This window comes from Actinomadura sp. K4S16, assembly GCF_008327685.1.
Lineage (GTDB): Bacteria > Actinomycetota > Actinomycetes > Streptosporangiales > Streptosporangiaceae > Spirillospora.
Genome location: NZ_BDDE01000012.1, coordinates 521,287 through 545,447 on the forward strand (window position 1 = coordinate 521,287; position 24,161 = coordinate 545,447).

Here is a 24,161-nt window from a genome sequence, read left to right on the forward strand (position 1 = left end):
TCATGCCGCCCGGCAGGTGCGGACGGGTGAGCCGCGGACACGTAAGCGGACACGTAACAGGGTGCGGACAGGTAAGGGAGCATGCGGATGCGGACTGGACTCGAAGGGAAGACCGCGCTGGTCACCGGGGCGTCCCGGGGGATCGGGAAGGCGATCGCCACCGCGCTCGCCGCCGAGGGCGCGAACGTCGTCCTCTCCTCCCGCAAGCAGGAGGCGCTGGACGAGGTCGCGAAGGAGATCCGCGCGGCCCACCCCGGCGTGGGCGTCCTCCCCAAGGCCGCGCACGTGGGCGACGCCGAGCAGGCCGCCGCATGCGTCGACGCGGCCGTCGCCGAGTTCGGCGCCCTCGACATCCTCGTCAACAACGCCGGCACGAACCCCTACTTCGGCCCGATGGCCGACATCGAGCCCGCCGCCGCGGCCAAGACCGTCCAGGTCAACCAGTTCGCGATCGTGCAGTGGACGCAGCTCGCCCTGCGCGCCTCGCTCGCCGAGCGCGGCGGCGCCATCATCAACATCGCGTCGGTCGGCGGCATGGTCACCGAGCACGGCATCGGCTACTACAACGCCACCAAGGCCGCCGTGATCCACCTCAGCCGGCAGTTCGCGATGGAGCTGGCCCCGAAGGTCCGCGTGAACTGCATCGCGCCCGGCCTGGTCAAGACGCACCTCGCCCGCGCCCTGTGGGAGAACAACGAGGCCGAGATCAGCAAGTACATGCCGCTCGGCCGCATCGGCGAGCCCGAGGACATCGCGAACGCGGCCGTGTTCCTCGCGGGCGACGCCTCGTCCTGGATGACCGGGCAGACGCTCGTCGTGGACGGCGGTGCCACCATCCGGCCCTCGATCGCCTGATCCGCCCTCGCCCGGTAACGACACCCGGAAAGACGCCCAGGCACCACCCGTCCAGGAACACCGCCCAGGAAAAGGGATACGCGCATGTCACGCTGGGGACTGACCATTCCGCTGACCGGCCTCCCGCTGGCCGAGCACCGTGAGATCGTTTCGGGGCTGTCCGAGCTCGGCTACACCGACGCCTGGTCGGCCGAGACGAACGGCGCCGACGCGTTCACCCCGCTGGCGCTCGCCTCGCAGTGGGATCCCGGGCTGCGCCTCGGGCCGGCGATCGTCCCGGTCTACACGCGGGGCCCCGCCCTGCTGGCGCAGCAGGCCGCCACTCTCGCCGACCTCGCGCCCGGACGGTTCGTGCTCGGCATCGGCACCTCGTCCGACACGATCGTGGAGCGCTGGAACGGCATCCCGTTCGACGAGCCCTACAAGCGCACCCGCGACACGCTGCGCTTCCTCCGCAAGGCGCTCGCGGGGGAGAAGGTGAAGGAGGAGTACGAGACCTTCGCCGTGAAGGGCTTCAAGCTGGAGAGCGCGCCCGCGGCGCCGCCGCCGATCGTCCTCGCGGCGCTGCGTCCCGGCATGCTGCGGCTCGCCGCCCGCGAGGCCGACGGCGCGATCACCAACTGGCTCGCGCCGAAGGACGTCCGGACGGTCCGCGGCGCGCTCGGCGACGAGCCCGAGCTGATCGCGCGGCTGTTCGTCTGCCCGACCGCCGACGCCGAGGAGGCCCGCGCGATCGGCCGCTGGATGATCGCCGCCTACATGACGGTCCCCGTCTACCGGGCGTTCCACGAGTGGCTCGGCCGCGGCGAGGCGCTTCGCCCCATGAACGAGGCGTGGGCGGCCGGCGACCGCAAGAAGGCGCTGGAGGTCATCCCGGACGAGGTGGTGGACGACCTGATCGTGCACGGCTCCCCGGAGGCGTGCCGCGCCCGCGTCCGCGAGTACGTCGACAACGGCCTCACCACGCCGGTGCTGGCCGTCGTCCCTGGCGGGGGCCTCTCCCAGGCGGAGGCGGTGCGGGCGCTCGCCCCGAGTGCGGACTGAGATCACGCGATCACGTCCCGATGTTTACGGCCATGGGGATCGGGGAGGGTGGGGCAAATCCTGCATGAAAACGACGTGAGGAGCTGATCGTGCTCACGCTGACCAGCGGTGCCGTCCAGGTCATCCGTACGGTGACCGCCAATCCGGAGCTTCCGCCCGAGACCGGTATCCGCATCGAGTCCGGGCTCGACGGCTCGGACGCGCTGCGGCTCTCGGTGGCCCCGGCCCCCGAAGCCGGCGACCAGGTCGTGGAGGAGGAGGGCGCCAAGGTGTACCTGGAACCCACGGTCGCCGAGATGCTCGACGACAAGACCCTCGACGCCCAGGTCGACCCGCAGGGCGACGTGGCCTTCACCATCGCCGAGGGGTCCGAGGGAACCCCGACCTGACGCAGCCGGGACCGGGGCGCGCCTCCGGCCGCCCCGGTCCCGCGCGCCGGCCCGTTCCGGGATCGACGCCGTCTCATGCGGCGCCGTCCGGTGCGGCGGCGTTCGGGCGGCGCCGTCCGGTCAGCGCATGGCTGAGACGACGGCGACCACGGCGAATACGAATGCGGCCGCGGTGAGGACCGCGAAGGCCGCGATCACCGCGCAGGCCAAGCCGCGCGGCTGATCGTGCCAGGCCCGGTCGCGCCAGGTCGAGAAGCGGTCGCGTGCCTGCCGATCCGGTCTTCGCCGGATCGGGCGTCCCGCGTCCGGGGGGTCGGGCGAAGGCGGGGTCGTCACGAGCGCCAGTGTTGCAGATAGACCGCTCCACTCGCCGCGCGCGGGCGCCGTGCGGTTCCCGGCCCTCGCTCGGCCCGGAGCGGCCGCCCGACTTCGCTCCGCCGAACGCGCCGCTCAGTCGCCGAACGACGGGTGCGGGCCCAGGGCCCAGTACTCGAAGAGGCCGTAGCCGGTGGCGGCGTCGGCGGGCTGCGCGCCGTCCAGGTACTCGTACCGGCCGACCGCGTCGACCATGCCCCACATGCGGGCCGCGTCGTCCGGTTCGCGGGTGTCGTAGGCGACGCCCTGCACCTTCAGGTCGGGCCCCTGGTACATGCCGTGCTTCCAGTCGGGCTCCAGCCCGTAGCCGGTGCCGACCATCATGTGGACGGGCAGGATCGGCGTCGCCCTCACCGCGAAGGGCTTCCCGCCGGGCGGCGCGAACCGGATCGTGGCCGTGACCACTTCGCGGGTGCCCTCCGCGTACTCCGGGAGGTATTCGGGACGGCCCAGGTACTCGGGCTCGCGGTCGCCGTCGGGCCACACGCGGGTGGCCTCCTCCAGCAGGCGGCGCCCCTTCTCGTCCTCCTGCACGATGCAGAGGATCGAGTGGTCCTCGAACTGCATCGGCGCGTACAGCCAGTAGAACGTCCCCGCGTTCTTGGCCTGGATGCCGGGCGGCTCCGACTCGCCCACCGGGCGGATGCCCCAGGAGCGGTCGCGCGAGCCCCACCAGTGGTCGGGCGTGACCTCGATGGTCTCGCCGTCCACCTTGATGGCGCCCGTCCAACGGCCGGTCTGCGCGAGGCGGCGGGAATCGAAGATGACACGCTCCTGCCAGCGCAGGTAGTGCGGCGGCTCCAGCGTGGCGGGGATCGCGCCCTCCCACGTGAGGTCGAACGAGAGGCCGTGCCCGGTCTCCTCCAGGACAACCCTGAGCCGCTTCAGCCCCTCGACGACCTCGACCCGGAACGGCCCGACCGTGGTGTCCATCCGGTCGTTCCCGAGTTCGCGGGACGCTCGGACGACCTTGTGCGCCGGCCCGCGCCGGACGACCGCGAACGCGTCCATCACGCCGAGGTTCGGGTACTGCCCGATCCCGATGATCAGCATCAGCTCGTCCGAGCACGGGTGGACGTTGAAGTAGTACCGGTCGTAGAAGTTGCGGTCGGAGGTCGTGACGTGCCGCATCACCTCCGGCGCCTGGTGGATCGGGTAGTCGTCGAGCGGCGAGAGCGTCACCGGTCCCCTCCCAGGATGCGGGCCAGCAGCTGCGTGCAGTTGTTGTTGTAGGGGAAGTCGGCCGACTCCTCGATCCAGCCGAAGTCGATCATCGCCTGCCCGATCCGCGCCATGATCACCGAGAACTTGAAGCCGGACAGGATCTCGTAGTACGCCATGTGCCGCATGGGGCGTCCGAGCAGTTCCTCGTACCGGGCGACGGTCTCGGCGTAGGACGGGAAGCCCTCCAGCCGCTCCGCGCCGACGCCCTCGGAGTGGTGCCGGTCCAGGAACATGAACCAGGCGAGGTCCTCCTCGGGGGCGCCGAGCACGGCGCCCTCCCAGTCCAGCACCGCCGCCGGCGCGCCCTCCTGGAAGATCACGTTGCCGATGCGGGCGTCGCCCCACAGCGCGACGGGGGCGTCCGGCTCGTCGGGGCGGTTCGCCTTCAGCCACGCCAGGGCCTTCAGCGCCGTCTCCTGCGGCCCCTGGTAGGCCCAGCCCAGGTAGTGCTCGTAGTAGTTGAGGCGCTGGTCGAGGCCGGGCGCGCCCCAGTCCGGCTGGTCGAGGAAGCCGAGGCCCAGCTCCCCGACGTCCAGCCGGTGCAGCCGCGCCATGACCTCCAGGGTGGACCACCACATCGCGGCCCGCTCGTCCGGCGGGACCTCGGTCACCCACCCGTCCATGTGGTACGGCGGCATGTCGGTCGGGACGCGGCCGTCGACGCGGCCCATCACGAAGAACGGGGCGCCGAGCACGTCCGGGGACGGCTCGTACCACCGGATAGGCGGCACCGGGATGGAGGTCCGCTCGTCCAGGATCCGCATCAGCCGGTACTGCTCCTCGAACCGCGGCTCGGGGAAGATCTGGTACTTCTCCGGGGCGACCCGCGCGACGAACGGCTCGCGTCTCGGCGCGCCGCCGCCGTCCCACTCGGCCTCGAAGAGCAGGGTCTCGTTGGAGAACCCGCTGGTCTGGGGCGTGTCCACGTGCGGGATGCGGACGCCGGGCAGATGGCCGTCCAACCACCGGGCGAGGGTCCGCCGGGTGAGCTCGGGATCGCGCTGGTCGGGAACGGGCATCGCACCGCCTCCTTGCCGTGCCTGCCGGCCGGGGCCGCGCCCGGACCGCGCAAAACTGAAACGTGTTCTATCAACGGTCCGGGGGGTGGTCAATGGGCCGGGAGAACGGCCGTGAAAAAATCGGCGGATGCGTCTCACCAAGCTCGGACACGCGTGCGTGCAGCTCACCGAGGACGACCGCACGATCCTCATCGACCCCGGCTCGTTCAGCGAGGCCGGGGACGCGCTGGCCGCCGCCGACGCCGTCCTCATCACCCACGAGCACTTCGACCACTTCGACGCCGACGCGCTGCGCGCCGCGATGGCCGCCCGCCCCGAGCTGGAGGTGTGGACGTCCCGCGTGGTGGCCGAGAACCTCGCCGACCTCGGCGGGCGCGTCCACCAGGTCGGCCACGGCGACGCCGTCACGATCGCCGGATTCGACGTGCACGTCTACGGCGAGGACCACGAGCTCATGCACCCCGACCTGCCGCCCATCCCGAACGTCGGGTTCCTCGTGGACGGCGAGGTCTTCCATCCGGGCGACGCGCTGACCGTCCCGTCCGAGCCCGTCCCGACGCTGTGCCTGCCCGGCAACGCGCCGTGGATGCGCGCGCTCGACCTGTACGAGTACACGCGGGCCGTCCGCCCGGGGCGCGCCTTCGCCATCCACGACGGGCTCCTCAACGACATCGGCCTGACGGTCATGGAACGCGTCCTCACCAGCGCCGGCGACGAGCTCGGCAAGGAGTTCCGCCGCCTCGCCCCGGGCACCACCGTGGATCTGGCCGCCAAGTGAACGCTTCCCCCCACCTCCCCCCGGCCACCCCTCCGTCCACCGGCGGTTTCGAGCGCGGAGCGGACGTCCTGCCGCAGGCGGAGGAGCCGCCGGGCGACGGCGAGCGCATCCCCGCGCCCCGCTCCATCCAGGCCGTGTTCTTCGACATCGGCGAGACCCTCATCAACGAGGGCGAGATCTACGGGCGCTGGGCCGACTGGCTCGGCGTGCCCAGGCACACCTTCCTCACCAAGCTCGGCGCGCTGCTCGCGACCGGCGGCGACCACATGGACCTGTTCGAGTACTTCCGCCCCGGGTTCGACCTGGGGGAGGAGCAGCGGCGCCGGGACGAGGCGGGCGTCCCGAACGGCTTCGGTCCGGACGACCTGTACCCGGACGCGCGGGCTTGCCTGTCCGCCCTCCGCGACCAGGGGCTTTTCGTCGGGATCGCGGGCAACCAGCCGGTCCAGGCGGCCGAGCAGATGGCGGAGCTGGGCCTGGACGCGGACGTGGTCGGCATCTCGGACGTGTGGGGCGTCAGCAAGCCGTCCCAGGAGTTCTTCGAGCGCTGCGCCCAGCTCGCGGACGCGCTGCCCGACCGCGTCCTGTACGTGGGGGACCGCATCGACAACGACGTCCGTCCGGCCCTTGAGTTCGGGATGCGGGCGGCGTTCCTGCGGCGCGGCCCTTGGGGGCACATCCAGAAGGACGAGGAAGCGCTTCGCGAATGCCTGTTCGTGCTGGACGACCTGGCCGGCCTGCCGAGCCTCGTCGCCGAGCACAACGCCGGCCGCCGGCCCCTAGGGGACGTCCCGTACTCCTGAGGTAGCAGCCCGGAACAGGTCGAACGGGCGATGTGAGGCCGGTAGTCCGGTTCGTAGCGTGAGACACGTAAGAACGAGAACGCAGCCGCCGAAAAGCGCGGCCGCGTTCACAGCTCGACGAATCGGGGAGAGAAGAACCCATGAACGGCCTCTATCGTCCGCGTCGCGACCGCGTCATCGCGGGTGTCTGCGCCGGTCTCGCGCGCCGGTTCGGCATGACCCCCTGGACCGTCCGGATCCTGTTCCTGCTCTCGTGCCTGCTGCCCGGTCCCCAGTTCGTCGTCTACCTGGTCCTCTGGGTCATGATGCCGAACGAGGACCGCCACATGGCGGGCGTCCGCTAGCTCAAGATCAACGATTCTGCTCGACCGGGGCCCGCCCGGAGGTGTTAGATCGGGGCACCACCATTCCCGTGGGAAGGGGAGGAGCCGCGGTGCCTGACGAGGCTCCGGGCCCCGGCCGGCCGGGCCGGGCCGCGGACGAAGCCGCCGCGCGGGAGGCAGACCACGCGGCGCGCCTGCTCGGGTACCTGCGCGACCTGGCGCGGGCCCGGCGGCGCCCGTCCCGCGACCTCGCCGACCACGACCACGTCCACTGGCTGGCCGAACTGCCCGGCGACGTCTACGTCGAGACCGACGCGGGGCCGGGCGAGGTGCTGTTCAGCGTCCCGGTCATCCCGCTGACGCCGCCGGTCGTGCTGGAGGAGTTCGACGGCTGGCTCGCCCTGCGCAACTGGTACCGGGTGCTGCGCGAGCTGTCCGGCGAGGAGGCGGTCCTCGCGACGGGGCTGCTGTCCTGGCGGCCGGCCGTCCACGACCACCTGCTGAGCACGCCCGTCCGGATCGTCCTGGACGAGCGGACCGAGCGCGTCGACGTCGTCCTCGCCGGGCACACGACCCTGCGCGACCGGGAGCTGCTGTCGGGGCACCCCGGCTTCCGTCCCGCCGACTGGATCGCCGACGCCGTCCAGGCCGGGCAGGGCTTCGGGCTGAACGCCTCCGTCGGCGACGTCCTGCGCAAATGGTGCCAGGTCGCGCTGACGAGCCCCGCCGACTACCGCGAGGACTGGGCGCCCGACGCCGACGCCGCCTCGCCCGTCCCGCGCCTCCGGCTCGCGCCCGCGCTCGTCGTCCGCCCGGCGGGCCGCGAGGCCGTCGCCGACCACCACGCCCGGCTGCTGAGCCTGCTGCCGCGCGGCGTCCCGCAGGGGGTCGCGCGGTTCGTCTCGCCGTCGCTGAAACCGCAGGTCATGCACATCCCGGAGCGTGCGCCGGAGACCGTCCCCGACCTGCTGGCCGGGCTGCTCGCGCGGGGCCGCCGGGTGCTCGTCGCCACGTCCGGCCCGGCCGCGTCCGCCGCCCTGCGCAGCGCGCTCCCGCCCGGCCTCGCGGCCCTCACCGCCACCGACCCGGCCATGGCGGCGCGCGTGGCGGACGCGATCCGCGCCCGCGGCACATCGCAGGGGCCTGGCACGTCGCAGGGGCCTGGCGCTTCGAAGGCCCCCGGCGCGTCGCAGGGGCCTGGCACCTCGCAGGGCTCTGGCGCGTCGCAAGGGCCTGGCGCGTCGCCGGCCCCAGGGGCGCCACAGGCCCTCGGCGTCGAGGCGCTCGCCGAGCGGGAGGACGCCGCCGCCCTGCGGGTCGCCGAGCTGACCGAGCGCCTGCGCGGCGGCGAACCGGCCGAGCCGCCGCCGGACCTGCGCGGCGAGGAACCCGAGCTCTCGTGGATGCCGGTCCGGCCCGACCTGCCGCCGGGCCCGCCGATCTCCCGGTCCGAGGCCGCCGAGCTGGTCGTCCTCCTCACGGAGGAGAGCGCCGAGCGCAAGGCCCGCACCGCGCAGCGCGACGTCGACCCGGGTGCGCTGCCGAGCGCCGCCTACGTCCGCACCCTGATCGAGGCGGAGGCCGCCGCGGCCGAGCGCGCCGAACGGTCGAAGACGGAGCTGTCGCAGCGCCTGCGCGACAGCGACGTCACCCTCCTCGCCCGCCTCGACGGGGACGCCTCCGTCGTCGCCGCCGCGCTGCGCGACCTCGGCCTGGAGGGGCACCCGGGCGGGTGGAACCCCTCCGACCTCGCCGTCCGCGCCCTCGGCGACGCGCTCGCCGAGCGGCGCCCGCTCATCTGGGCCCGCGTCGTGGAGATGACGTCCCGCGCCCAGTGGGCCGAGCGCGCCCTCGCCGAGCTGAGCGGCCACCGCGTCGACCTGCCCCCCGACGCGGACCTGCGCGGCCTCGCCGCCGCCGCCCAGGACCTGCGCGCGTACCTGGCCGACGGCGGCGCGCTCAAGCGCGGACCGCTGCGGTCCGGGGCCCAGCGCCAGGCCGAGCCCCTCCTCGCCACGGTGAAGGTGGACGGCGCGGCGCCGACCACGCCCGAACTGCTCGACATCGTCCACACCGACCTCATGGTGCGGATCACCTGCCGGGAGCTCCAGTACGTGTGGGAGGCCGCGGGGATCTCCTTCCCCGCCGACCTGCCGCCCGCCGAGCGCGTCGCCCGCTTCGTCCGCGCGCACTCCCGGCTCGCCCGCGTCCGCGACGCGATGACCGCCCTCGACTCGACGCGGCGGCTCCTCGAACGCTCCGGCTTCCGCGTCCCGCTCGTCCATCCGGTCCAGTGGCACGACTACGCGGCCGCGCTCCGCAACGCCCTCGAAGGGGTCGGCGTCGGCCGCGCCACCGCCGACCTTGACGCCCTCCGCGACTCGATCGGCCCCGTCGACGACGATGATCCCCCCGAACTGCGCGCCGCGCTCGCCGCCGTCGACGCCCGCGACGCCGCCGCCTACGGCCGCGCCCTGAGTGCGCTCGCCGAGGGCCGGCACGAGCGCTCCCGGCAGATCCGCTGCGAGGAACTGGTCGCCCGCGTCCGGGCCGTCCACCCCGACCTCGCCAACCTCATGATCGCGACCGACGGCGACGAGGTCTGGCACGACCGCACCCGCCGCTGGGACGAGGCCTGGACGTGGGCCCGCCGCCGCGCCGCGTCCACCGGCCCCGCCGCCGAGGAGCGCCTCCGCGAAGCACTGGCCGAGGCCGAGGGCGCCCTCCGCGAGGCCCGCGCCGACCTCACCGCGGCCCGTGCCGCCGCGTCCGCCCTCGCCCGCCCGGGTCCCGACATCGTGCCCGCCTGGATCCTCCCCCTGTGGCGCATACCGGACGTCCTCCCGCCCGCCCCCGACGCCTTCGACGTCGTCATCGTGGACGGCGAACACGAGGCGGGCGCCGAGGCCCTCTACGTCCTCTGGCACGCGCCCCGCACCATCCTCGTGGGCCCGTCCGGCCCCGACCTCCCGCCCCCCGAAGGCCCGCCGCCGAGCCCCCGCCTCCCGTCCCACCTCCACGACGCGATCACCCCCACGACACCGCTCTTCGCCGCCCTCACCGCTCCCCGCACCCCGCCGGATGCGCGGCCGCTGTCCGAGCGGCCGGACGTCACCCAACGGGACATCCCGATCCAGCCCCCGGGCCCGCAGGACGTGGGAGCGCGCCCGCAGGCTCCCGTCATGGGCCCGCCCGCGCGCGAGGAACGGCCGGACGCGACGCAACAAGACCTGCGCCCCCGACCGCCCACCAGCGCCGCCCCACCCACGACCCCTCAGGCCCCGATCTCCGGCAAGCAAGCGGAAACGAGACCCCGCGACCCCCGCCCGCTGGAACGACCAGAGGAACAGGACAGGGACCCGCGCCCGCCCGCAAGTCCCCCAGCCCCTCCCCCCGGAAGGCCCCCCGCGCTGCCGGAGGAGAGACGCCAAGACGCGAGAGGTCTCCCACCTGGACGTCCCCCGGGCCGGCCCCCGCACCGGGAGGACGCACGCCCTCAAGACCCGCGCGCGCTGGAACGCCTGGAGGACGAACGCCAGGACAAGGGAGGTCGGCCACCCGCGCGCCCGCCGCGTCCCGCCTCCGGCCAGCCACCGCGCAATGAGGAAGACGCGCGCCCCCAGGACCCGCGCACAGTGGCGGAGGACCGCCGCGACGTGCACGGTAGGCCGCCAGCGCGCCCGCCGGGTCCCGTCTCGGGCCAGCCTCCGCGCGAAGAGGAGGACGCGCGCATCCAGGACCCGCGAGTGGTGGAACGGCTGGAGGACGAAGGCCAGGCCCAGGGAGGTCGCCCGCCTGCGCGCCCGCCGGGTCCCGTGTCCGGCCGGCCTCCGCGCGAGGAGGAAGTTGCGCGTACCCAGGACCCGCGTGCGGTGGCGGAGGAACGGCGGGACGTGCGGGGTCGGCCGCCTGTGCGTCCTGGTGCGGGGGCGCCGGGGCAGCATGTTCCGCCTCGGCGGTTGGACGCGGCGTGGCGCGAATCGCAAGAGGCCGAGCAGCAGGGGCAGGGCGCGTCGCCGTCGCGACCGGGCGGGCGCGGTGGCAGCCTTCCGCCCCGGCGGCTGGACGCGACGAGGCGTGACCAGGTTGCTCCGGAGCCGGGCACCGAAGCACCGGGCCCCAGCCCGCGCGCCCCGGAGCAGGAACCCGCACCGCCTCCCGGCCGATCGGAGATCCCCGCGATCTGGGGCCGGCCCGGTCCGCGACCGGCGCCCCCGCAACAAGCACAGCCCCCGCAACAAGCACAGCCCCCGCAGCAGGGGCAGCCGCCGCAGCAGGCTCAGCCCCGTCCGCGGACGGAGGAACCGTCGCGGAGAGAGCGCCCACAAGACCAGCGCCCGCAGCAGGCGCAGCCCGGCCGGGGGGCGGAAGAGCAGTCGCGTACGGAGCCGCCGCGGCAGCAGCGTCCGCGGCGGGCGCAGCCTCCCCTTGGGGCGGAAGAGCCCTCGCGAACTGAGCCGTCGCGGCAACCGCGTCCGCAGGAGGGGCAGCCTCGCCCGGGAGCGGAGGAGACGTCGCGTACGGAGCGGCCGGGACAGCAATCGCGGCAGGCGCAGCCCCGGGCCGGGGCGGAGGAGCCGTCGCGGACTGAGCCGTCGCGGCAACTGCGTCCGCAGCAGGGGCCGCCTGGCCCGAGGGCAGGGGCGCCGTCGCAGCAGGGGCCCTCGCCGCAGGCGCAGTCGCCGGCGCGGGTGGAGGGGCCGCGGCCTCCGGGGCCGCAGCGGGCACAGCCGCCGCGGCATGCGCGGCCTCGGCTGGAGGGGCAGGCTCCGCAGCCGCAGCGTTCGGGGCAGGCCCCGCCACGGGCGGAAGGGCCGCCTCAGCCTGCGGCCTCCCCGCAGTCCGGGGCGGCGGCACGGCCGGGTTCGGGCGGGCAGGCGAAGGTGCGGCGCGGGCGGTCGATCGCGACCTACAAGCGTCCCGAGCTGGTCGAGATCGTCGGGCATATCGCCGAGCGCGAGCCGGATCTCACGGACGAGCAGATCGTCGAGCTGGTCACCCGCCTCCTCGGGTGCCCGGAGGACGAGGCGCTGCTCGTCGGGGCGCGGCTCCGGTACGCGGTGGAGGTGTACCGGGAGAGCACCCGGTAGCGGTCAGCGGCCCGCGCGGCGGCGGGCGCGGTGGGCGGCGACGGTCGTCCGGCTCGCGCACGCGTTGGAGCAGAAGCGGCGGCTGCGGTTGCGGGACTCGTCCACGTAGAAGCGGGCGCAGCCGTCGGCGCGGCAGCGGCCGACGGTCACGTCCGGGTCCCCGCACAGGACGTGGGCGAGGGCGGCGGCGCAGCTCCGGCCGAGCCACTGGACGCCGTCCTCCCCGTCGCGGGCGAAGTGCAGGTGCGGGCCGTCGCCGTCGTGCTCGGCGACGCGCATCGCGGGCGGGTAGCGGTCGAGGAGGAGGTTCACGGGGAGGGACGGGCCGCCGTCCGCGACCGCCGCGATCGCGTCCCGCAGGGCGGGCAGCAGGGCTCCCAGGTCGTCCGGCTCCGCCACGTGGTGCTGGTGGAAGAACTCCCGCCGCAGCGCGGTCGGCTCGTCGCCGTTGACCAGTTCGACCGCCAGGCGGGTCAGATTGCCGATGTAGGCAACGTAACGCACTTGACCACCTACCTTCCCGTCCCCAACAGTAGGGGGCATGATGGAGAACACTACCTACACCGCGCGGGCCCTCCAGCGGGCCGGCCGCTGGGACCTCGCGCTGGACGTCCTGGAGCCCGTGGCCGCGGCCCTGCGCGCGGAGATCCTCACCGATGCCTTCTGGTGGCGGCTCGAAGGCGCCGCGGAGGCCGAGGACGCGGTCGCGGCGCTGCGTGAGTCCGAACCCGCCCGGGCCGCGTTCCTGGACGGCCAACTCGCCTACACCCGGACGCTCTTCGGGGTCGACACCCGCCCCGACGACGCCGAACGCGCCCGCGCCGGGTTCACGACGGCCGCGTCCGACCGGGAGCTGGCCCCGTGGGCGGCCTTCTGGCTGGGCGTCGTCGCAGAGCTCCTGGACAAGGACCCCGTGGCGGCCGCCGAGCACTACCGCCGGGCCCTCGCCGGCGCGGACGACGATCCGCTGCTGGAGTCCTACGCGATCAGGCACCTGGGCGGCCAGGCCCTGGAGAGCGGTGACGCGTCGGGCCTCGACAGCCTGCGCAGGTCGTACCTCCTGCGCGCCGCACTCGGCGCCCGGCCGCAGACGGCGGCCGCGGCGGTCACGCTCGCCGACCGCCTCCCCGACGGCCCGGAGGCCCGCGACCTGCGGGAGATCTCTCGGGCGACGGCTCGCGAGCTCGGACTGCGCTGGCTTATGGAATAGAGCATTCCGTTCTGTTAAAATCGGGGCATGACGCGGATACTGGACCGCCGGACGCTGAACCGGGCGGCGCTGGAGCGGCAGCTGCTCCTTGAACGCTCGGCCATGCCCGCCCTGGAGGCGGTCGAAAGGCTCGTCGCCATCCAGGCGCAGGAGACCAACATGCCGTACATCGGGCTCTGGACGAGGCTGGAGGGCTTCCGCCGCGACGACCTCACGAGCCTCCTCTACGACCGGTCCGCCGTGCGCAGTTCGATCCTGCGGGGGACGCAGCACATGGCGTCGGCCGCCGACTACGTGTGGGTGCGTCCCCTCGTCCAGGAGAGCCTCCTGCGCGGCCGCCAGGCGGCGTTCGGCAGCGTCTCCAGGGACTGGGACCTGGAGAGCCTCGCCGCCGAGGCCCGCAGGCTGCTGAAGGGGCGGACCCTCACCCGCCCGCAGCTCGGCCGCGCCCTGGCCGAGATCTGGCCGGGCCGCGACCCGCAGGTGCTCGGCTGGTCGGCGCAGACGCTGGTCTCGGTCGTCCATCCGCCGCCCAGCGGGACGTGGGACACCGGCGGCGCGACGCCGTTCGCCCTGGCGGAGGAGTGGATCGGCCGGCCGCTCGCCGAGGAGTCGCCGGACCGGCTGATCCGCCGCTACCTGGCCGCCTTCGGCCCGGCCTCCGTCAAGGACTTCCAGATGTGGTCCGGGATGCGCCGCATGGACGCCGCCTTCGAGGAGCTCCGCCCGTCCCTCCGGACCTACAGGGACGAGGAGGGCGCGGAGCTGTTCGACCTTCCAGAGATGTCCCTCCCGGACGTCGGCGCCCCCGCGCCCGTCCGCTTCCTCCCGGCCTTCGACAACCTGATCCTCGCCTACGCCGACCGCCGCCGCATGATGACGGACGAGCAGCGCAAAGCCGTGTGCGTGGGAGCCATCACCAGGCCGACCCTCCTGGTCGACGGACGCGTCCACGGCGTCTGGACGCTCAAGCACGACCGGAAGGCGGCCCGTGCCGAACTGACCGTCGAACTGTTCGCCCCCCTCGAAGACGAAGGACCGGTCCGCGACGAGGCGGCCCGCCTCCTGTCCTTCGCCGCCACCGACGCCGACCACGCCCTGCGCATCACGCCCTGGACGGGATGAGCCCACCCGGACCTCAGGTGATCGGCATGGTGACCGCGAGCGGCCAGGCCAGCAGCACGCCGCCGACGATCGCGGTCACCCACGCAGGGGCGCGCACCGCGCGCAGCGCCGCCGCCTGGACGCCCTGCCAGGCCAGGAGACCGGCGATCAAAGGCGACACCAGCAGCACCAACGGGGAGACGGCCCCGACGAGGGCGGCTGCGCAGAGGGCGGCCAGCGCGGCCGTCGCCGACCACGCGTGCACGCCGATCGCGGTCAGCCGCTCATGCCCGGCGCAAAGCGCCTCGACACCGAGGCAGTACAGGCCGGTCCCCACGGTGATCGGGACGAGCGCCCATACTCGCGGCCCCACCGGCACCGCGTGCGCCCACCCCAGCTGGGCCGGGACGGCGAACGACACCACCGTCAATGCGACGAGCACGGCCGCCGCCGCGATCGTCCGCACCTTGGGCCGCCCGCCGAGGAAAGCCGCGTCCCGCGCGCAGACGAGCGCCACCACGCCGGCGACGCCGAAGAAGCCGGCGAGCGGCCCGGCCACCGCGAGCGGCAACCGGAACACCCCCATCACGGGCACCGCCGCCGCGACGGCGACCGCCGCCGCCACCAGCGCGAACCTCACCGAGACGCGGCGGCGCGCCTCGCGGTGGCCGTACGGCCGCCCGAGCAGCGCCGCGGCGATCGCCCCGAAGCTCAGCACCGCCGCGAGATGCAGCAGCATCGCCGACCCCGCCCGCTGGACGGCGCGCACGTCCGCGACCGGAGGCGAGCGATGCCCGAACGCCGCGTCGAGCCAGGCGCCGGTCTCGCGATGGGTGCGCGGGCTGAACAGCACCCCGGCGTGCTCGACGCCCCCGACGATGACGGCCCGCCGCGCCGTCCCGTCCCGCGGGTCGCCGTATGTCCTGCCTGGCCGCCCCTCGGGGTAGACGGCCCGCAGCGCCCGGACGGCGCCGTCCCGGTATGCGGGGAACTCCAAGCCACCGGCGAGCAGCAGCACGTTCCGGGCCGAGGCCGGCACCGGCATCTCTCCCTGCGAGATCGCGACCGTCGCCCCGACGGACGGATGCGCCGCGCCGTACCGGATGACCGCGGCGGCCCCCAGCGAGTGCCCCACGAGGCCGATGCGCTCGCCGTCCACAAACGGCATGGCCCGCAGATGCCGGACGGCGACGTCCAGATCCCGGTCGAGCCGCGCCTCGGCGGCGGGCCCGTCCCCGTTCCCGGGCAGCCGCCGCGTACTGGCCCCGTGCCCCGCGAGATCGACCAGCGCCACCGCGTACCCGCGCCGCGCCAGCGTGTCCGCGAACCCGCGCATGAGCCGCCCGCCGGCGCCGAGCCCGTGCGCCACCACGACGCCCGGCATCCGTCCGGCCGCCCCGGCACCCCGCACGACCTCGACCGGCACCCCCTCGACCACCACCCCCCGCCGCTCGACTCCGCGATCCGCCCCCAGCACCCCCACCCCCCCGACAAGGGCGCAGACAACCCCCACCACCACCGCCGCGATCCGCATCGGAGTCAGGCCGCGGCGTCCTCTCCCACGATGATCGTGAAGGTGGTGTGCATCGCCCTGGCGATCCGGTCCAGCATCGCCAGGGTGGGGACACCGCCACCGCCCTCCAGCCGGGAGAGCGCGGGCTGAGTGATACCGGCGCGCTCGGCCACGACCGCCTGCGTGAGCCCGAGTTCAAGGCGGCGTTCGCGCACCATGTCACCGAGCCGCAGGTCGAGACCCGCCTGCTCGTAGTCGAGATCGCCCGCGGCCTCCTCCCGCAGCCGCTTCACGCTGGAGGCCCGCCACTTGGTATGCCCGGCCATCACTCGCTCCTCTCGGTGCTCCACAGAGTCCGGCCATCGCCGCGATCTGCGGTTTTGTCATCGTTCACCGGCCGGGGTCGGAGTACCAGGGTGGCAGGGACGGGGGCGGGGCGTGATCGGAGTGCGAATGTCGGGGGTGACCGGCACAATCGCGCCCATGGTGACCGAGGAACTGGTCCAGGTTTGGCGGGACGTCGTTCGGGGCGACGAGAAGTCGTGGGTGCTGTTCGAGAACGGCACTTGCGTCATTCTGATGGAGCCCGGCGACGACCTGAGCGCGCAGGCGGTGGAGCTGCTGCGCGAGTACGGGCCCGTCCACGGGGGCACTCCGGCCGGTGACTTCGGGACGATCGATCTCGACCAGGCGCCGGGCTGGGCCGTGTACGGCCACCACAACGACATCCTCACCTATGTCGCTCCCGAGGAGGTCTGCGACGACGCGACCGATCTCGCCGTGGGCCTTCTCGGCCGTTCCAAGCGTGATCAGGACGGGCGCGAACTCATGGTCGTGCACGTGGAGGACAAGCGCGGCCGGTGAATTGGGCGGCTGTCAGTGGATGTCTGTACAAATGTGTGCGTGACGGAGTGGGACGAGGCGGGGCTGGCGCGGTTGCGGGCGGCCGCGCACCTGGGCATCGGGGATGCCGGCCTGCTCCGGGGGCGTTCGCTGAGTCCCGTGCTCCAGTACGCCGGGGACGTGCTCGTCGCGGCACTGGCCCAGGGGAGTGACGTGCGGTCGCTCGCCCTCGCCTGCCTCGACGAGCTGAACAAGCGCGGTCTGCCGGGCGACGCCGAGCTGGCGGACGAACTCGCCGCCGCCCTCGGGGAGGGGGCGCCGACCGGGCTGGCTCCGCTGCCCGTCGATCTCGGGGCGGTGGCGGCGGCGATGGACGACGGGTTCCAGGTCCTCGATCCCGAGCGCGGGGACGTGCTCCCGGCCGACGAGGCGGACGGGCTGCCGGTCCCGCCGGGCGTCCTGCCGGAAGGGGAGGACGCCCGGCGGGGAGCGGCCCGCGCGTGGCTGGCGGAGCAGGGGTTCCGGCCCGTCCCGCGGAGCCTCTAGGAGCCGGGGCGCACCAGGGGGAACGGGATCGTCTCGCGGATGCTGCGGCCCGTCAGCGTGATCAGCAGCCGGTCGATGCCCATGCCCATGCCCCCGGCGGGCGGCATCGCGTACTCCAGGGCGCGCAGGAAGTCCTCGTCCAGCTCCATGGCCTCGGGGTCGCCGCCCGCGGCCTGCAGCGACTGCTCGGTCAGCCGCTGCCGCTGCAGGATCGGGTCGATCAGCTCGGAGTAGGCGGTGCCGAGTTCGAGGCCGAAGATGATGAGGTCCCACTTCTCGGCCAGGCGCGGGTCGTCGCGGTGCGGGCGGGTCAGCGGGGACGTCTCGGCCGGGTAGTCGCGGACGAACGTCGGCGCCGTCAGGTGCTCCTCGACGAGCGCCTCGAAGAGCTCCTGGACGACCTTGCCCTGCCCCCACTGCGGGTCGACGTTCAGCCCCAGCCGCTCGGCGAGCGACCGGACCCGGTCCGGCGCGGTGCCCGGGGTGATCTCCTCGCCGAGGGCCTTGGAGACCGACTCGTAGACGGTGATCTCCTGCCACGGCTCGGCGAGGTCGTGCTCGACGCCGTCCCGGACGACGACCGTGGTGCCGAGGGCGGCGCGGGCCGCGTCCACGACGAGGGAGCGGGTCAGCTCGGCCATCGTGTCGTAGTCGCCGTAGGGCTCGTAGGCCTCCAGCATCGTGAACTCGGGGTTGTGCCGCGGCGAGACGCCCTCGTTGCGGAAGCTGCGGTTCAGCTCGAAGACGCGGCCGATGCCGCCGACGAGGAGGCGCTTGAGGTACAGCTCGGGCGCGATCCGCAGGTAGAGCTGCATGTTGTAGGCGTTGATGCGGGTCGTGAACGGGCGGGCCGTGGCGCCGCCGTGCACGGGCTGGAGCATCGGCGTCTCGACCTCCAGGTACCCGCGGGCGCGCAGGCCGTCCCGGACGGCGGCGACGGCGTCGCCGCGCATCCGCAGCATCCGGCGCGACTCGTCGTTGACGATGAAGTCGACGTACCGCTGCCGGACGCGGGCCTCCGGGTCCGCCAGGCCGGTGCTCTTGTTCGGCAGCGGGCGCAGGCACTTGGCGGCGAGCGTCCACGAGGACGTGAGGACCGACAGCTCGCCGCGCCGCGACGTGACGACCTCGCCCCGCACGCCGACCTGGTCGCCGAGGTCGATGAGCGACTTCCAGCGCCGCAGCGACTCCTCGCCGAGCGCGTCGGAGGTCAGCATGACCTGGAGGTCGCCGGTCTCGTCCCGCAGCGTGACGAAGATCAGCCGGCCGTGCTCGCGGGCGAGGACGACCCGTCCGGCGATCGCGACGGCGTCGCCGGTGCGGGTGTCGGGCGCGAGGCCGGGGTGCCGCGCCCGGATGCCGGCGGCGTCGTCGGTGCGCTCGCAGCCGAGCGCGTACGGCTCCATCCCGGCGTCGCGGATCTGGTCGAGCTTGGCGTGCCGGACCCGTTCCTGCTCCGACAGCCGGCGCTGCGGCGCGCGGGCCGCCTCCGCGGCCTCCTCGATCTGCTTGATCTTGTCGACGAGGTCGCCGGACGGGACCATCGCGGCGGCGCGGTCCAGCTTGGGGCGGTTCAGGCTCGGCAGGAAGCCCTCGGCGCGGGCGTAGGCGAGGCCCAGCCGGACGATGTGCCTTCCGTGCTCGTAGCAGATGAAGCGGGGCCGCCAGTCGGGCATGTACTTGGCGTTCGACAGGTACAGCGACTCCAGCTGCCAGAACTTCGACGCGAACGACAGGAGCCGGTAGTAGAGCCGGGCGACCGGGCCCGCGCCGATCTGGGAGCCGCGCTCGAACGCCGAGCGCAGCATCGCGAAGTTCAGCGACAGGTGCTGCGCGCCGACAGCGGCGGCCTTCTCGGCGAGCTTGGCGACCATGTACTCGTTGAGGCCGTTCTCGGCGAGCCGGTCGCGGCGCATCAGGTCGAGCGACAGGCCGGCCCGCCCCCAGGGGACGAAGCTGAGCAGGCCGCGCAGCTCCCCGTGCGCGTCGAACGCCTCGACCATGACGCAGCGCCCGTCGGTGGGGTCGCCGAGCCGGCCGAGCGCCATCGAGAAGCCGCGCTCGGTCTCCTCGCCGCGCCAGGCGTCGGCGCTGCGGATGAGCTTGGCCATCTCCCAGCCGGGGATCTGCGAGTGGCGGCGGATCCGCACCGTGTACCCGGCCCGCTCGACGCGCCGGACGGCCTGGCGGACCTGCCGCATCTCGCGGCCGTCCAGGTTGAAGTCGGTGAGGTCGACGATGGCCTCGTCGCCGAGCTCCAGCGCGTCGAAGCCGTGCCGCTTGTACACGCGGGCGGCGCGCTCGCCGACGCTGACCGCGCCCGGGATCCAGGCGTGCGCGCGGCACTCGCCGAGCCACGCCTCGATCGCCTGGTCCCACGACTCGGGATCGCCGAGCGGGTCGCCGCTGGCCAGCGAGACCGCGCCCTCCACCCGGTAGGCGATGGCCGCCTTGCCGTTGGGCGCGACGATGACGTCCTTGTCGCGGCGCAGCGCGAAGTAGCCGAGGGAGTCCTGGTCGCCGTACTCGGCGAGCAGCGCGCGCGCCGCCAGCTCCTCCGGGGGGCTGAGGACGGCGTCGCGCCGCCCCGGCCTGAACAGGGCCCAGAACGTGGCGATCAGCAGCCCGGTGCCGAGCACCCACAGGATCACGTCCACCCAGAACGGCACGGACACGTCGATCGGCTTGCCGGTGACGCGCGGCCCGAGGACGGTCTGGGAGATCGCGTAGAGGGGGTGCGTCCAGAAGTCGCCGCGGGGGTTGCGGTCGGTCAGCGTGACCAGGAACGTCCCGATCCCGCCGGTCACGATCAGCAGGCTGGTGAAGACGAGGGTCGCGAGGCGCCGGTTGGCCCGGTCGGGCAGGGTGGTGAACTGGCCGCGCGCGGCGATGAGCAGGCCGAGCACCGCGAGGTACACGGCGGCGGTGACGATGAGGCCGACGGGGGTGGGCTTGTTCGGGTTGAACAGCGTCGTCAGGACGGCGGTGACGCCGAGCGCGGTGGGCAGGCAGAAGATCAGGACGAGGATCCGCCACGCGGCCTTCTTGCGCCGCCGGACGCCCATCGAGAGCAGGATCCACAACAGGCCGATCGGGACGCTGGGGAACCAGCCGAGGTAGCCGATCCATCGCAGCGCCCAGATATCGGCTATCTCAAGGATGAGACCATAGGAGACCCATGCGAGCAGCGACAGGATCCCGGAGAGTCGGGTGTACCAGAAGAAGATCGTCGGCGCGGCCTGGATCAGGCGGCTCCACTCGCCCCGCAGGCCACGCTGCGGGCCCTGCTCGGTCATGGTCCCCTTTCTACCGGGTCGCACGTCGATCACGTTTCCGCCCCCGTGCGCCCGTCCGGCGGCGAACCCCGGGGTGATGTCGGGCGTCGTACGGGTAAGGGGATGTGGCTTGCACTCTCGGTCCAAGGTTGTCAGCAAAAGTCGATATGGTCGCGGATATGCCAAATGAACCCACCGGTGAGCGGTTGCTCGCCCGCCGCTACCGCCTGGTGACCCAGGTCGGCCGAGGCGGCATGGGGACGGTCTGGCAGGCGCACGATGAGGTCCTCGGTCGTGACGTTGCGGTGAAGGAGGTCATCCTCCCGCATGGTCTCACCGATGAGGAACGCGCCGTGCACCACAAGCGCACGTTCCGTGAGGCCCGGACCGCGGCGCGGCTCAGCCACCCCGGCGTCGTCGCCGTCTACGACGTCGTCGAGGAGGACGACCGCCCCTGGATCATCATGGAGCTGATCAAGGCCCGCTCCCTGGACCAGGTGATCAAGCAGGAGGGGCCGCTGGAGCCGCGCCGGGCCGCGGAGATCGCCCGGCAGATGCTCGCCGCGCTGCACGCCGCGCACGAGGCCGGGGTGCTGCACCGCGACGTCAAGCCGAGCAACGTGCTGATCACCGGCACGGGCCGGATGGGCGAGCGCGCCGTGCTCACCGACTTCGGCATCGCGACCGCCTCGGGCGACGCGACCCTCACCCAGACCGGGCTCGTCATGGGCTCGCCCGCCTACATCGCTCCCGAACGGGCCCGCGGCCGCGTCGCCGGGCCCGCCTCCGACCTGTGGTCGCTGGGCGTCACGCTGTACGCGATGCTGCACGGCAAGTCGCCGTTCGAACGTCCCGAGCCGATGGCCGCGCTGGTCGCGGTGATCTCCGACGAGCCGGACCCGCCGGAGAAGGGCGGCCGGCTCGTCCCCGTCATCGAGGGCCTGCTGCGCAAGAACCCCGAGCGGCGGATGGACGCGATCGAGGCCGGCCGGATGCTGGACGAGATCGTCCGGCAGGAGACCGTCGACACCCAGCGGACGATGGCCGTCGAGTACCCCGTCGAGGAGGCGCCCGCCGCCCAGACCACCATCCCGGAGGCCCCCGGCGAGGCGCCCCGCCCGGTGGACGGCGGCGCCCGCCCCGACCAGCTCACCAGCTTCGACCTCCCGAGGGGGGTGCCGAACGCGCAGGGCAAGCCGAGCGCCCCGGAGCCCGCCGACCCGGCCGAGACCGCGCCCGACCCCGACCGGGTCAGTTCGTGGCGGCCCCGCCCCCGCACCGAGCCCGCCGCGCAGGCCACGCGGGCGAGCGAGAGGCCGGAGCCGGGACCGGAGACCCACTTCCCGCCGACCACGCACCACCCGTCCGCCGGACGTCCCGCGCTCGCGTCCAACCGCAACGTGCTGATCATCGCGGCGGTGGTGCTGCTGGTGATCCTGGTCATCGCGGGGATCGCGCTGGCCAACGGCGGCGACGACGAAAAGGGGCAGAAGCAGAAGAAGAGCACGTCGGGTCCCTCGGCCACCGGGAAGGCCTCGTCCTCCTCGCCGGTCAAGTCGAAGAAGCCGAGCCCGGCCGTCCCCGCCGGGTTCAGGACGCACAAGGACCGCAGCGGCTACTCCGTCGCCGTCCCCGGCGACTGGAAGGGGCCCGAGCGCAAGAACGGCGGCGACTTCTTCTACGCGCCCGGCCGCAAGACCTACATCCAGATCGACCAGACCGACGACCCGGGCCCCAGCGCGATCGACGACTGGCGGCGGCAGGAGCGGGGCGGCTCCGGCTGGCCCGGCTACGAGAAGCTCAGGATCGCGGCGACCGGCGACCACCCGCCGGTGCCCGACACCGGCAACGGCGACAAGTCCGCGGACTGGGAGTTCACCTACAACGGCGACGGAGGCCGGGTGCACATCCTCAACCGCGGGTTCGTGACGAAGGGCCACGGCTACGCGATCCTGCTCCGGGCCCCCGACGCCGACTGGGACGAGGTGTACTCCGAGCTCCAGCCGGTCTACCGGTCCTTCAAGCCCGCGGACGCCTGATGGAGGGGCGTCTCCTGGCCGGCCGGTACCGGCTCGAATCCGTCGTGGGACGCGGCGGCATGGGCACCGTGTGGCGCGCCCGCGACGAGACCCTCGACCGCGAGGTCGCGGTCAAGGAGGTCGTGCTGCCCTCGGGCCTCAGCGACGAGGAGCGCGAGAACCGGCACCGCCGGACGCTCCGCGAGGCCCGCGCCTCGGCCAGGCTGAACCATCCGGGCGTCGTGACCGTACACGACGTCGTGGACGAGGACGGCCGGCCGTGGATCGTCATGGAGCTGGTGCGGGCCCGCTCCCTCCAGGAGATCGTGGACGAGGACGGCCCGCTGCCGCCCGGACGGGTCGCGGCGATCGGCGCCCAGATCGCGGGCGCGCTGCGGGCGGCGCACGCGATCGGCGTCCTGCACCGCGACGTCAAGCCGGCGAACGTGCTGGTCACCGGCGACGACCGGGCCGTGCTCACCGACTTCGGCATCGCGCAGCTGGCGGGCGACGCCACCCTCACCGGCACCGGGCTGATCATGGGGTCGCCCGCGTACATGTCGCCGGAGCGGGTGAACGGCGACCCGGCGATCCCCGCGTCCGACCTGTGGGCGCTCGGCGCCACCCTGTACGCGGCGACGGAGGGCAAGGCGCCGCACCACCGCAGCGACGCGATGGCCGTCCTCGCCGCCGTGATGACGCAGGACGTCCCGCCGCCGAAGAACGCGGGGCCGCTCGCGCCCGTCCTCACCGGCCTGCTGGAGCGCGACCCCGTGCGGCGGCTGCCGGGCGACCGGGCCGAGGAGGCGCTGAAGGCGATCGCCTCCGGGCACGCCGCGGACATGGCCGCCGCGCAGATCGCCGCGAACGAGGCGACGGCGGCGGAAGGCGGCCCCTGGACGGCGTACCCGCCCGCGCAGACGCCCTCGGCCGCGCAGCCCCCGGCCGCGCAGTCGCCCATGCCCGCGCAGGCGTCCATTCCTGTGCCCGTGCCGTCCGAGATGACGACGCACTACCCGCCGGGAACCGGCACGCAGTGGACGCCGGGGCAGCCGCCCGCGCAGGCGCGCAGGAGGTCCCCGGTCGTGCCGGTCCTCGCCGGCGTCGTCGCCGCGGCGGCGGTCCTGGCGGTCGCCGCGTTCGCCTTCTGGCCGCGGGGCTCGTCGGCCGGCGGCCCGGACGCGTCGCAGCCGCCGCAGGCCGCGGGGCAGCCCACGCAGGGCACGCAGACCGGGCAGACCACGCCCACCGCGCCGTCGAACACCCCCAAGCCCACGCAGGGTTCGGGCGAGCGGCGGCTCCCGGACGGGCTCGTCCTCGCGAGCGGCCCCGGCTACACGATCGGCGTCCCGCGCGGGTGGCGGCGCTCGGTGCAGGGCAACAGCGTCGTCTGGACCGACCCCGCGTCCAGCGCCTACGTGCAGGTCGACCGGACGGTCTGGTCCGGCGACCCCTACGAGCACTGGGTGACCTGGGAGCGGGAGGCGATCGCGGACGGCAAGCTCAAGGACTTCCAGCGCATCGGAGAGATCACCCGCACGACCGTCGCCGGGCGGCCCGCGGCCGACATCGAGTTCACCTGGTCCCGCTCGGGCGTCACGCGCGCGAGGGACCGCGGAGTGATGGTGGACGGCCGGCCCTTCGCCGTGGTGGTGGCGCTACCCGCCTCCCAGTGGAACGGGAACGAGGCACTCGTGAACAATGTGCTCGACACGTTCCGTCCCTCCGGGGTGGGATGACCAGTGGGGGGAC

At 73.9% G+C, this 24,161-nt stretch carries 19 protein-coding genes; 13 read left to right on the forward strand and 6 right to left on the reverse strand.

Features of this window, described 5'->3' with window-relative positions; translation table 11 throughout:
* Positions 1 to 87: 87 nt before the first annotated feature.
* The 3 genes from K4S16_RS13680 (at position 88) to K4S16_RS13690 (ending at position 2,288) form a co-directional block, all read left to right on the forward strand.
* Positions 88 to 855: an SDR family oxidoreductase gene (locus tag K4S16_RS13680; RefSeq protein ID WP_149259269.1), complete on the forward strand. Its 768-nt coding sequence runs from the start codon at positions 88 to 90 to the stop codon at positions 853 to 855.
* Between the two features lie 84 nt (positions 856 to 939).
* Entirely contained in the window at positions 940 to 1,899 is a 960-nt protein-coding gene (locus K4S16_RS13685; protein ID WP_149259270.1) for an LLM class F420-dependent oxidoreductase, read from the forward strand.
* Positions 1,900 to 1,988: 89 nt separating this feature from the next.
* Positions 1,989 to 2,288, forward strand: a complete 300-nt coding sequence (locus K4S16_RS13690) for a Fe-S cluster assembly protein HesB (protein WP_089310191.1) — start codon at positions 1,989 to 1,991, stop codon at positions 2,286 to 2,288.
* 450 nt (positions 2,289 to 2,738) lie between these two features.
* On the opposite strand, the gene K4S16_RS13695 is transcribed toward K4S16_RS13690, so the two are convergent.
* Together K4S16_RS13695 and K4S16_RS13700 are read right to left on the reverse strand one after the other, a co-directional pair.
* Complete coding sequence (locus K4S16_RS13695) at positions 2,739 to 3,845, reverse strand: hypothetical protein (RefSeq protein ID WP_149259271.1); 1,107 nt, start codon at positions 3,843 to 3,845, stop codon at positions 2,739 to 2,741.
* The gene (locus K4S16_RS13700) at positions 3,842 to 4,906 is read right to left on the reverse strand and encodes a phosphotransferase family protein (protein WP_160160905.1); all 1,065 of its coding nucleotides are present in this window, start codon (positions 4,904 to 4,906) and stop codon (positions 3,842 to 3,844) included. The genes K4S16_RS13695 and K4S16_RS13700 overlap by 4 nt, the downstream gene beginning before the upstream one ends.
* 127 nt (positions 4,907 to 5,033) lie before the next feature.
* On the opposite strand from K4S16_RS13700, the gene K4S16_RS13705 reads away from it, so the two are divergent.
* The 4 genes from K4S16_RS13705 (at position 5,034) to K4S16_RS44315 (ending at position 11,900) form a co-directional block, all read left to right on the forward strand.
* A complete protein-coding gene (locus K4S16_RS13705; RefSeq protein WP_149259273.1) occupies positions 5,034 to 5,684 on the forward strand; it encodes an MBL fold metallo-hydrolase in 651 nt (216 codons plus the stop codon).
* The gene (locus K4S16_RS13710) at positions 5,681 to 6,487 is read left to right on the forward strand and encodes an HAD family hydrolase (protein WP_305790870.1); all 807 of its coding nucleotides are present in this window, start codon (positions 5,681 to 5,683) and stop codon (positions 6,485 to 6,487) included. The genes K4S16_RS13705 and K4S16_RS13710 overlap by 4 nt, the downstream gene beginning before the upstream one ends.
* A 140-nt stretch (positions 6,488 to 6,627) precedes the next feature.
* Positions 6,628 to 6,831 carry a PspC domain-containing protein gene (locus K4S16_RS13715; protein WP_149259274.1) on the forward strand — a complete coding sequence of 68 codons (204 nt, stop codon included), beginning with the start codon at positions 6,628 to 6,630 and terminating at the stop codon, positions 6,829 to 6,831.
* An 89-nt stretch (positions 6,832 to 6,920) separates the two neighbouring features.
* The gene (locus tag K4S16_RS44315; RefSeq protein WP_160160906.1) at positions 6,921 to 11,900 is read left to right on the forward strand and encodes a hypothetical protein; all 4,980 of its coding nucleotides are present in this window, start codon (positions 6,921 to 6,923) and stop codon (positions 11,898 to 11,900) included.
* Positions 11,901 to 11,903: 3 nt separating this feature from the next.
* Here the strand turns inward: K4S16_RS44315 and K4S16_RS13725 are convergent, their stop codons facing one another.
* Positions 11,904 to 12,404, reverse strand: coding sequence for a CGNR zinc finger domain-containing protein (locus tag K4S16_RS13725; protein ID WP_200841849.1), 501 nt, complete (start codon positions 12,402 to 12,404; stop codon positions 11,904 to 11,906).
* Positions 12,405 to 12,441: 37 nt separating this feature from the next.
* On the opposite strand from K4S16_RS13725, the gene K4S16_RS13730 reads away from it, so the two are divergent.
* Both K4S16_RS13730 and K4S16_RS13735 read left to right on the forward strand, forming a co-directional pair.
* Complete coding sequence (locus tag K4S16_RS13730) at positions 12,442 to 13,110, forward strand: hypothetical protein (protein WP_149259276.1); 669 nt, start codon at positions 12,442 to 12,444, stop codon at positions 13,108 to 13,110.
* 27 nt (positions 13,111 to 13,137) lie between these two features.
* Positions 13,138 to 14,235, forward strand: a complete 1,098-nt coding sequence (locus tag K4S16_RS13735; RefSeq protein ID WP_149259277.1) for a winged helix DNA-binding domain-containing protein — start codon at positions 13,138 to 13,140, stop codon at positions 14,233 to 14,235.
* A 13-nt stretch (positions 14,236 to 14,248) separates the two neighbouring features.
* Here the strand turns inward: K4S16_RS13735 and K4S16_RS13740 are convergent, their stop codons facing one another.
* Positions 14,249 to 15,691: an alpha/beta hydrolase gene (locus K4S16_RS13740; protein ID WP_160160907.1), complete on the reverse strand. Its 1,443-nt coding sequence runs from the start codon at positions 15,689 to 15,691 to the stop codon at positions 14,249 to 14,251.
* 62 nt (positions 15,692 to 15,753) lie between these two features.
* Positions 15,754 to 16,053, reverse strand: a complete 300-nt coding sequence (locus K4S16_RS13745; protein ID WP_149259279.1) for a helix-turn-helix domain-containing protein — start codon at positions 16,051 to 16,053, stop codon at positions 15,754 to 15,756.
* Between the two features lie 157 nt (positions 16,054 to 16,210).
* On the opposite strand from K4S16_RS13745, the gene K4S16_RS13750 reads away from it, so the two are divergent.
* Both K4S16_RS13750 and K4S16_RS13755 read left to right on the forward strand, forming a co-directional pair.
* A complete protein-coding gene (locus tag K4S16_RS13750) occupies positions 16,211 to 16,591 on the forward strand; it encodes a hypothetical protein (RefSeq protein WP_149259280.1) in 381 nt (126 codons plus the stop codon).
* 39 nt (positions 16,592 to 16,630) lie between these two features.
* On the forward strand, positions 16,631 to 17,116 hold the full coding sequence (locus tag K4S16_RS13755; RefSeq protein WP_149259281.1) for a hypothetical protein: 486 nt from the start codon (positions 16,631 to 16,633) through the stop codon (positions 17,114 to 17,116).
* Here K4S16_RS13755 and lysX read toward each other — a convergent pair.
* Entirely contained in the window at positions 17,113 to 20,412 is a 3,300-nt protein-coding gene (gene lysX / locus K4S16_RS13760; protein ID WP_200841850.1) for a bifunctional lysylphosphatidylglycerol synthetase/lysine--tRNA ligase LysX, read from the reverse strand. The two genes, K4S16_RS13755 and lysX, sit on opposite strands and share 4 nt — an antisense overlap.
* Positions 20,413 to 20,570: 158 nt before the next feature.
* Here lysX and K4S16_RS45705 point away from each other — a divergent pair, with 158 nt between their 5' ends.
* Both K4S16_RS45705 and K4S16_RS13770 read left to right on the forward strand, forming a co-directional pair.
* On the forward strand, positions 20,571 to 22,430 hold the full coding sequence (locus K4S16_RS45705) for a serine/threonine-protein kinase (RefSeq protein ID WP_235036776.1): 1,860 nt from the start codon (positions 20,571 to 20,573) through the stop codon (positions 22,428 to 22,430).
* Positions 22,430 to 24,148, forward strand: a complete 1,719-nt coding sequence (locus K4S16_RS13770) for a serine/threonine-protein kinase (RefSeq protein ID WP_149259282.1) — start codon at positions 22,430 to 22,432, stop codon at positions 24,146 to 24,148. The genes K4S16_RS45705 and K4S16_RS13770 overlap by 1 nt, the downstream gene beginning before the upstream one ends.
* Positions 24,149 to 24,161: the final 13 nt, after the last annotated feature.